At 25.6% G+C, this 9,898-nt stretch carries 10 protein-coding genes and 5 tRNA genes; all 15 read right to left on the bottom strand.

Annotation, left to right across the window (positions count from 1 at the left end; genetic code table 11):
• Nucleotides 1–65: 65 nt before the first annotated feature.
• A complete protein-coding gene (gene rpoB / locus ONB78_RS00915; RefSeq protein WP_274095981.1) occupies nt 66–3,782 on the bottom strand; it encodes a DNA-directed RNA polymerase subunit beta in 3,717 nt (1,238 codons plus the stop codon).
• 10 nt (nt 3,783–3,792) lie between these two features.
• The gene (gene rplL / locus ONB78_RS00910; RefSeq protein WP_274095980.1) at nt 3,793–4,170 is read right to left on the bottom strand and encodes a 50S ribosomal protein L7/L12; all 378 of its coding nucleotides are present in this window, start codon (nt 4,168–4,170) and stop codon (nt 3,793–3,795) included.
• Entirely contained in the window at nt 4,148–4,690 is a 543-nt protein-coding gene (gene rplJ / locus ONB78_RS00905; protein ID WP_274095979.1) for a 50S ribosomal protein L10, read from the bottom strand. The genes rplL and rplJ overlap by 23 nt, the downstream gene beginning before the upstream one ends.
• A 6-nt stretch (nt 4,691–4,696) precedes the next feature.
• Complete coding sequence (locus ONB78_RS00900) at nt 4,697–5,332, bottom strand: 50S ribosomal protein L1 (protein ID WP_274095978.1); 636 nt, start codon at nt 5,330–5,332, stop codon at nt 4,697–4,699.
• An 8-nt stretch (nt 5,333–5,340) separates the two neighbouring features.
• A complete protein-coding gene (gene rplK, locus ONB78_RS00895) occupies nt 5,341–5,766 on the bottom strand; it encodes a 50S ribosomal protein L11 (RefSeq protein WP_274095977.1) in 426 nt (141 codons plus the stop codon).
• Nucleotides 5,767–5,804: 38 nt separating this feature from the next.
• Nucleotides 5,805–5,878: transfer RNA gene (locus ONB78_RS00890), tRNA-Trp, on the bottom strand.
• An 8-nt stretch (nt 5,879–5,886) separates the two neighbouring features.
• Nucleotides 5,887–7,074 carry an elongation factor Tu gene (tuf, locus tag ONB78_RS00885; protein ID WP_274095976.1) on the bottom strand — a complete coding sequence of 396 codons (1,188 nt, stop codon included), beginning with the start codon at nt 7,072–7,074 and terminating at the stop codon, nt 5,887–5,889.
• A gap of 30 nt (nt 7,075–7,104) precedes the next feature.
• Nucleotides 7,105–7,177 (bottom strand) — tRNA-Thr (locus ONB78_RS00880).
• Between the two features lie 10 nt (nt 7,178–7,187).
• Nucleotides 7,188–7,258, bottom strand: a tRNA-Gly gene (locus ONB78_RS00875).
• Nucleotides 7,259–7,267: 9 nt separating this feature from the next.
• Nucleotides 7,268–7,349 (bottom strand) — tRNA-Tyr (locus ONB78_RS00870).
• A gap of 19 nt (nt 7,350–7,368) precedes the next feature.
• Nucleotides 7,369–7,442: transfer RNA gene (locus ONB78_RS00865), tRNA-Thr, on the bottom strand.
• A gap of 115 nt (nt 7,443–7,557) precedes the next feature.
• Nucleotides 7,558–8,196 carry a hypothetical protein gene (locus tag ONB78_RS00860; protein WP_274095975.1) on the bottom strand — a complete coding sequence of 213 codons (639 nt, stop codon included), beginning with the start codon at nt 8,194–8,196 and terminating at the stop codon, nt 7,558–7,560.
• The gene (locus ONB78_RS00855) at nt 8,197–8,613 is read right to left on the bottom strand and encodes a SufE family protein (protein WP_274095974.1); all 417 of its coding nucleotides are present in this window, start codon (nt 8,611–8,613) and stop codon (nt 8,197–8,199) included.
• An 8-nt stretch (nt 8,614–8,621) separates the two neighbouring features.
• Complete coding sequence (locus ONB78_RS00850) at nt 8,622–9,098, bottom strand: S-adenosylmethionine:tRNA ribosyltransferase-isomerase (RefSeq protein ID WP_420720525.1); 477 nt, start codon at nt 9,096–9,098, stop codon at nt 8,622–8,624.
• A gap of 68 nt (nt 9,099–9,166) precedes the next feature.
• Nucleotides 9,167–9,820: an S-adenosylmethionine:tRNA ribosyltransferase-isomerase gene (locus ONB78_RS00845; protein ID WP_274095972.1), complete on the bottom strand. Its 654-nt coding sequence runs from the start codon at nt 9,818–9,820 to the stop codon at nt 9,167–9,169.
• Nucleotides 9,821–9,898: the final 78 nt, after the last annotated feature.

Genomic DNA, 9,898 nt, shown 5'->3' with positions numbered 1-9,898 from the left:
TAATTTTAATAAATAACCTTCAATTATTTTAATTTTATTTTTGGTTAATTTCTTTCCATATTCTTTCATGTATTTTTTCTCTTTGTTTTTTTAATATCTAGGCTTAGACATAATCCTTTTAGTTCATTTTTTAATACAGTTAGTGCTTCTGGTATATTAGGTTTAGGTAATTTTAATCCTTTCACTATTGCTTCATATGTTTTTATTCTACCTTTTATATCATCTGATTTTATTGTAAGCAATTCTTGTAAAATATTTGATGCTCCGAACGCCTCTAAAGCCCATACTTCCATTTCTCCAAAACGTTGCCCTCCAGATTGTGATTTTCCTCCTAATGGCTGTTGAGTAATTAAGGAATAAGGTCCTATTGATCGTGAATGTAATTTATCATCTACCATGTGCCCTAATTTCAACATATATAAAATTCCAATTGTAGTTGGATATTTGAATTTTTCACCAGTCTCGCCATTATATAGAGAATTTTTACTTAGTTTAGATATTTTTGCTTTTTTACAGTATTTTAATAATTCTTTAATTGTACCACCATTAAAAATTGGAGTTTTTATTCTTTTTTTTATTTTATATCCTATTTCTCCAGTTATAGTTTCATATATTTGACCTAAATTCATCCTTGATGGTACTCCTAGAGGATTTAATACCATATCTATAATTGTACCATCTTCTAAGAATGGCATATCTTCTTCTTTTGCTATTTTAGCTACAACTCCTTTATTTCCGTGTCTACCTGACATCTTATCTCCTACCTTTAGATTTCTTTTTTCAGCTATATAAACTTTTACTAATTTATATACTCCATTTTTGAGCTGATCTCCAAAAATTATATTTTGTTTTATGTGCAAATAAAGATTTAGTAGTCTTCTTTTTTCTTTTTTATATTGTTTTAATATATCCTTTAATTCTTTTGGAATTTTCATTTTATAACGACCAAGTGTTATCTGGTTTTTTCTTTTTAATTTTGCTATTTTTAAAAAGTACTTTTTTATATGTTTTATTTTTGCTTTTATAAGATTTATTATATAGTTTATTTGTTTTTTTATATTAACTATAATTTTCGCTTTATTCTTATTTTTTTTACTTTTGGTAAATATCGATCTTCTAATTACTATTCCTTTGAGCGAAGGACCAGCCCTGACTGAGGTATCTTTTACATTAACTGTTTTTTTTCCTATAATTGCTGTTAGTAATTTTTTTTCTGGTTTCATTTTGGTCTCAGTATTTTTAGTAATTTTTCCTACTATTATCCTGCCATGTTTTATAAATGTTCCAACCTTTACTATCCCTTTTTTATCTAAATTTTTCACTTCTTTTTTAGATATTGTCGCTATTTTCTTTGTGAATTTTTCTTTACCTAATTTCGTTCGTCTTGCTTCTATTGTTAATTTCATAATCTTTATAGAAGTAAAAGAATCCTCTTTAATTATTTTTTCTGATACTACAATTGCATCTTCAAAATTATATCCTTTAAAGGGCATAAAAGCTACTTTAATATTTTTTCCTAATGCTAATTCTCCTTGTTTAGTTGCAAAACCTTCAATAAGCACTTGACCTTTTTTAATTATTTCTCCTCTTTTTACTACAGGATTTATATTGAAACAAGTATTTTGATTGGTATTTTTAAATTTAGTAAGATTATGAATTTTTAGATTGCTACTAAACAAATTCTTTTTTCTTTCTTTATATTCTATAATTATTTTTTTACTACTAACATATTTTACTATTCCATCTTGTGGTGCATACATAATACTTCTTGTAGATTTAATCATATCTTTCTCCATTCCTGTGTAGACTATAGGAATATCTGGATTTAATAATGGAACTGCTTGACGCATCATATTTGAGCCCATCAATGCTCTATTTGCATCATCATGTTCTAAATATGGTATTAATGATACTGAAATTGAAGCAAGTTGATTGCAAGCTACATCCATAAAATCTATTTTATCCTTTTTTTTCACCTGGTAATCTGAATTACTTCTACAAATTATATTATTGGAATAATCAAATTGTTTATTGATCTGACATATTCTTTTACCAATTTCTTCTTCACTATTTAGATAAATTATTTTTTTGCTTCTTTTACCTTTTTCTATTTTTAAATATGGTGTAACTAAATGTCCAAGTGAATTTACTTCTCCAAATACGCTGAGAGAGGAAAGTAGTCCAATATTCGGACCTTCAGGTGTTTCAATTGGACACAATCTACCATAATATGAGTAATTAATATCTCTTATTTCATAACCTGCTCTTTCTCTCGAAATTCCTCCCGTTCCTAGATATGACAACCTTCTTTTATGAGTTAATTCTGCTAATGGATTCATTTGATCCAGAAATTGAGATAACGGATTTGTACCAAAGAATGTATTTAATACATTATTTAAAAGTTTTGCTTTTATCAATATCGTTGGTTTAGCGTATTTTAAAATTGTATTAATACTTGACTTTTTCTGAATTTTTTTTCTTACTTTTTCTTTCAAGTAAGATAGTATCTTTTCTACACCCAATGAATATTGAACATATAATTGGTCACCTACTGTATTTACTATTTTATTGCATAAATGTTCTGGATCTTCCAATTCTTTTTTTGAATTATATAGAGCTATGACATTGGCAATTATTACTAGTATATCTTCTAAATAAATTCTTAAACTCTTTTTAGGGTTAACAAGTAATTTGTTTAGTTTTCTTCTCCCTGATTTACTAATTATAAATTTTTTTCTATAAAATAGTAATTTATAAATAAGTCTTTCAGTTGTAGCTTTGTCTTTGGGGTTTTTATTTTTTAATTGTTGATAAAGATATACGAGTGCCTCTTCTTGAGAATTAGTAGGATCTTTTTTTAATGTGTTATATACTATGGAATATTCACTTTTAAAGTCTGACTTGGTTTTTATTAAAATATAATTTACATTGTGTGTTTTTAATTTGTAAACTTGGTTTTTATTTAGTCTTGTATTTCTTTCTAAGAGAATCTTACTTCTTTCTATAGTTAGAATTTCTCCTGTATTTTCATCAACGAAATCTTCAAACCAATATGTTAAAGCCCTACTTGCTAATGTTTTCCCAATTATATTATTTCCTTGTTTTATGTTTATTTGTTTTGATAAATAGAATAACTTCAATATATCTTCGTCTTTACTATATCCTAAAGCTCTTAGGAATGTGGTTAATAAGAATTTCTTCTTAATGTCAAAATTTAGGTTTAATAAATTTTTACTATCCGCAGTAAACTCTATCCATATTCCTTTTTTGGGAATTATTTTACCATAATAGTATTTATATCCATTTTTCATAGATGATTCACCAAAAAAAACTCCTGGTGATCTTATTATTTGTGCTACAATGACTCTTTCGTACCCATTAAAAATAAAGGACCCCAAAGGTGTCATGTACGGAATATATCCAAGAAATATTTTTTCTTTAATTTTTTTTCTTGTTTTCTTTTTTTTTGCTGTTAATTTAAAATTCGTATTTAACTGTACGCTATAGGTTAAACCACGTTCTAAACAATATTCTACACTGTGTAATGGGGGCGAAAGATAATATTTTTTAAATGAAATCTTGAAATTTTTTTGATAGGGTTTGTATGGAAAATGTGTTTTAAATACTTTAGTTAAACCATCTAGTTTATATTGTCTTATTTTTTTTTTATAATCATATGAAATAAATCTTTTAAAAGAAGCTATTTGTATATTTAAAAAGTCTGGATACGTAATTATTTGTTTTACTTTTTCTAAGGATTGTTTGTTTTCTGGAGTCTGCATGGTCTTTTGTTTATTTTAATTCTGCTAAAGCTCCTATTTTGTAAAATTCTTTTATTAATAATTCAGCTTCTGCTTTATTTAAATTACTCTTTATTATACTAGGTACTTTATCAACTAATTCTTTCGAATCTTTCAGACCATGACCAGTTAGCGATCTTATCAGTTTAATCACTGCTAATTTTGATTGTCCAGGGGTTTTAAGAATTAAATCGAATTTCGTTTTAACTTTTTCTTTTGTTTTTTGGTGAGCAGAAGTTTGGGGCGTTTGGGTATTTGTAGTTAATGAGATATCATCAATTCCGTATTTCTCATGAAGAATCTTGGATAACTCATTTATTTGTAAAACAGTTAAGCTTACTAATTCTTTAGCTATTTTTTTTATTTTCATATTTGTAAATGATTTGATTTTTTAAATTACATAATAATAGAAAAATTCTATTTAAAGAAAAAATAGTTTTTCTTATTGAAAAACCAAGATTTGCAATTAAATTAGTTAATAACTCTTTTTTTGATTTCATGTTAATTAAATCTTTCAATCCTTTCTCACCCAGAAATAAATTCTCTTCTGATATTGCTAATTTAAAAATTTTTTTTATACTTAATTCATATTTTTTCGTAAATTTTAATAACAAATAAGCCGTTTCTTTATTGTCTTTTGACCATAACAAAGTTGTATTTTCTTTTATTAATGGAATTATTTCCATGAATTTAGTATTTTTAGTTAGTTTAAAACTTTTTTTTAGCAAGGTATTTTTTACAACCTTAATATTTATATTTGTTTTTCTACTTCTTCTTCTTAAGTATGATTGTTGAAAAGCTTTTATTCCTTTTAAATTTATTAAATAAAAATGCAGCTTTTTCTTTCCAAATAAGTTACTAAAAAAAAGAATGTTTTGTTTTTTGTTCATAATCTTTTAAGGTTTAATTCTATAACTTCGGCCCATTGTACTTGAAATGTATATTTTTTTTATTAAATTTCCTTTTAAGTGTTGAGTTTTGGTCATATTTAAAATATATAGTAAAGATTTTAAATTTTCTAGAATTTGTGTATTCGTAAAATTTATTCTTCCAATAGAAGTATGCATAATACCATATCTATCAGATTTTAGAAATATCTTACCTCTATTAATTTCATTAATTATTTTTTGTGGATTATTATTTACAGTACCCAACATGGTATTTGGCATTAATCCTTTTGGGCCTAAAATTTTCACTAATTTTACAATTGACTGCATGGTTTTTGGTGTTGCAATTAATATATCAAATTTGGTCCATCCTTTTTGTATTTTTTCAATATATTTCTTAAATCCAATTTTTATATTGTTGTTTTTTTTTATTTCATTTCTTTTTTCTTTTTCTACCATAGATAATATTTTATATTTTTTACCATTGCCGTAAGGTAAATTAACTTGTATCCTAATAGGAATATTATTTGTTTTATATTCGATATTTAAAACTAGATCTATGTCAATCGAAGCATAATTTTTGTTTTTATTTTCTTTTTTCATATGAACAATAGCTTCTTGTATACTATATAATTTGTTTTTCATTTTTTTCTTTACTTTATTTCAATTCCTAAAGTTTTAGCTGTTCCAATTATCATTTTTATAGCTGAATCTATTTTAAAACAATTCATGTCTTTAATTTTTTTAATTGCTAATTCTTTTAGTCTTTTCATAGAAATTACTCCTATTTTTTTTGTTTTTGATGCGTTAGATCCTTTTTCTAGATTCAAAACATCTAATAATAAAGAAGATGTTGTGGGAGTTTTTATCTTAATTTTAAAACTTCTATCTTCATTTACTTTTATAACTACTGGTATTAGTTTTCCCATTTGATTGCAAGTTTTTTTATTATATAATTTACAAAATTCAAGAATATTTATTCCTGCTGTTCCTAGTATCGGTCCTATTGGTGGAGAAGGGTTAGCTAATCCTCCTTTTAAATTTAGTTTAATAATTTTTATAACTTTTTTACTATTCATTTTTTTTTAAAATTTAAATAATAATTTAGCATGTATATCACGGATGGTAAGAATCGAACTTACCACCTTCGGTTTTGGAGACCGATGCTCTACCAAGATAAGCTACACCCGTAAAACATATTATTCTAATATTTTAGTAATTTTTCCAGCTCCTACAGTATGACCTCCTTCTCTTATTGCAAATTTTAATCCTTTATTTAAAGCAACAGGTTGAAGCAATTCTACTTCTAGTGTTATATTATCCCCTGGCATTACCATTTCAATTGTTTTAGAAAATTTTATTGTCCCAGTTACATCCGTAGTTCTTAAGTAGAATTGAGGTTTATAATTATTGTAGAAAGGAGTATGGCGACCTCCTTCATCTTTTTTTAAAATGTATATTTGAGCTTTAAATTTTCTGTGTACCGAAACTGTACCAGGTTTAGCAATTACCATTCCTCTTCTAATATCTTGTTTTTCTATACTTCTTAATAAAAGACCTACATTATCACCTGCTTCACCTTTAGCCAATATTTTTCGAAACATTTCGACTCCTGTAACTATTGAATTAATTTTTTTTTCACTTAGACCTAAAATTTCAATAGAATCTCCTGTTTTAATAATCCCTGATTCGATGCGTCCAGTTGCAACTGTACCTCTTCCAGTTATAGTAAAAACATCTTCTATCGGCATTAAAAACTTTTTGTCTTTTTGTCTTTTTGGAATTTTTATATGTTTATCTACTGCTTTCATTAGCTCTAATATTTTGGATTCCCATTTACTTATCCCATTAAGAGCGCATAAAGCAGAGCCATGTATTATAGGAGTATTTTTACCATCATATTCATATTTAGACAATAAATCGCGTATTTCTAATTCTACTAATTCAATCAATTCTTTATCATCTACCATTTCTATCTTATTTAGGAATACTACAATATTAGGAACTCCTACTTGTCTAGCTAATAAGATATGTTCTCTAGTTTGTGGCATTGGTCCATCAGTAGCAGAAATTACTAAAATCGCACCATCCATTTGAGCCGCACCTGTCACCATATTTTTAATATAATCTGCATGTCCTGGACAATCTACGTGGGCATAATGTCTTTCTAATGTTTCGTATTCAACATGTGATGTATTAATTGTTATACCTCTTTCCTTTTCTTCTGGAGCATTATCTATAGCACTAAATTCTTTAGCAAGTGCTAATCCTTTTTTAGCTAAAACATTAGTTATTGCTGCTGTTAATGTCGTTTTACCATGATCAACATGTCCTATAGTACCTATATTTAAATGTGGTTTTTCACGCTTAAAAATTTCTTTTCGCATTAATTTTCAGAATTACTAATTAATATGAATAGCCAATGACGGGTTTTGAACCCGTTGCTTCTTTCATACCAAGAAAGTACTCTACCAATTGAGTTACATTGGCTTAATATATAAGCGGAAAACGGGGTTCGAACCCGTGTTTTCAACGTGGAAGGCTGATACTCTGCCACTGAGTTATTTCCGCTTATAAAAATGGGGAGAGTAGGATTCGAACCTACGAAGGTTAAACCAGCAGATTTACAGTCTGTTCTCGTTGACCACTTGAGTATCACCCCTATTTTATACAAAAATTATAGCCGGAAAAGGGATTCGAACCCTTGACACCGAGATTACAAATCACGTGCTCTGACCAACTGAGCTATTCCGGCAAATATTAAGAATGTCTGTGAATTTGGTTTTTTAATAAATTATTGATTTTGTATAAAAGTTATTAAAAAAAAACAACTTAGAACTAAAGGACAAACATGCTACAATAATAATTATTTATTTTTTATAGAAATATTTAGTTAGTATAGTTTTTTCATTTTTTATATTTTGTTTAATTTTTAAAAAAATTTTCGAAATAAAAATTTTTGTATTTAATTTAAATCTGTTAATATTTATATACTCCTTATTTCCAAGACCAATAACTTTTTTCTTATACTTAACGGGGTTTCTTTTACTATCGAATAAATATATTTTTTTTATAATTTTACTTTTTAATAGATTATAAATCATGTTTTTTTTTAAATTAACAAATAACTTGTTCTTTATAATACAAGAGGTAGAAATCGTCTTTCTATTATCTTTAATTAGAATTATACTATTGTTAGTGAAATTCACAAATTCTGGATAATTGAAATAAATTAATTTAATATTCAGACCATATACAAGTCCTAGTGACGCTGCGAACCCTATTTTAATGCTTGTATATGATCCAGGACCAAAATTGAATGCTAATGCTTTTAAATATATACTTGCCAAGTTGCAAGATTTTAAAATATTTATAATTATTAAATGAATAATATTTATATGCAGAAATTTTCTAGGTGAAAACGTTATATTTTTTAATAATAACTTTTTATATATTAAAGAAATAGAACATATAGTAGTAGTAGAATCCATTATCAAAATAAGAGCCATTTAAATTAAATATTTTAATGCTTCTTGCTTAATTTTATTTAAAATAAATTTAATTGTATTAGTACGATTATAACTGAAAAGTTCGCTTAACAAAGAATTATAACTTAATGAAGTTTTATGATTTATTATATCAATTGGGAAGTTATTTGAATATATCTTTGTAATTAAAAATGAAAACCCCATTATTAGAATGGAATTACTATAAGAAAAAACGTAAATTTTTCTCTTTTTATACAAAAAACCTAGCCATAGGTGAGATTTACAACCATTTAATATATTTTTCTTATTAATGAATTTGGGTTTATAAAAATTTATTTTATTTCCTAGAGTAATTAAGTAATTATATAGAATCTTTTTTTTTTTCAGATAATATAAAAGTATTAACGTTCGTTGTTCTTTTTTTAAAAGAGTTTTCATTAGCTAGATTAAAGTATTAACATAGCATCACCAAAATTATAGAATTGATATTTCTTTTTAATAGCAAGATCATATGCATATTTTAAAAAATCATATCCTACAAAAGCTGCTAATAAAGGCATTACAGTTGATTTAGGTTGATGAAAATTAGTAAGTAACGAATTTGCTATATGAAATTTATAATAAGGATAAATGAACTTATTTGTCCATTTTTTATTTGGAATCAAGGTATTAGAAGGAGAAACAGAACTTTCTAAAGCCCGTAAAGTACTTGTACCAATAGCACAAACTTTTTTTTGTGAATTAATACTATAATTAATAAAATTACAGGCTTTATGAGTTATTTTAAAGTATTCTTCTTTCATTTTATGTTTTTGTATATCTTCGACAATGATTTTATCATAAGTATCATGACCTAGATGCAAGGTAACATAAGAAATATTAATACCATAGAATTCAAGTTTTTTCAAAATATACTTGGAAATATGTAATCCAGGAAAATGAGGAGAAGTAGAGAATAGTCTGCAGATTGGAAAAATCTATAAAAGGCTTTTTAAAATTTGATTAGTCCAGATTGTATTTTACCTAAATTTTTAATTTTGTTTTTAAAGATTTGATTTGGTAAATCGCAAGTAAATTTTATAATACGTCCTTTGGAAATCGTATTATCATGTACTACAGCAATAAGTTTTTCATTGTTTTCATCTAAGAAGAAAAGTCTATTTCCAATTCTAATTTTACGAGCTGGTTGAACCAGTACTTCCCATGATTTTTCATTTGGATTAATTTCTCTTAATAAATAGACTTGTAGATCTGATCCATTTTTTTCTTTTTTTCCATATAATATATATTTATACATTTTAGTATTATTTAAAACGAGAGTATCTCCTGTAATAAAATAACTATTAAAATCATTCATATATTTATGCTGAATAGTCATATTCATTCGATTTAAAACCATAAGTCTAGTTCTATTCTTAGAGAGTCTTGGTTTATTAGGTATTAATTTTTTTGGCACTTTAAAATTAAAATCTGAATTTTTAAAATTAATTAAAATATATTTAGATATATTATATGAATCTTTTTTTGTTTTAAATGCTTTTTTGTTAATTTTGTTAATTTTGTTAATTTTGTTTTGATTCACTTGGTTCCCTTTTCCTTTACGACCAAACAAATTCTTTCTTTTGTGACAAATTCTTTTTTTCATTAAATATGTATTATAATTTCATTAAAAATACTTGAAAATTAATATTTGGATATAAGAAAAAATAGAGAATATAAAGAA

It is taken from the genome of Candidatus Karelsulcia muelleri, assembly GCF_028673255.1.
In the GTDB taxonomy this organism is placed as follows: Bacteria; Bacteroidota; Bacteroidia; order Flavobacteriales; family Blattabacteriaceae; genus Karelsulcia; species Karelsulcia muelleri_D.
Note: the sequence above shows the minus strand (reverse complement) of the source record. Positions and strands in the feature narration are given on the sequence as shown.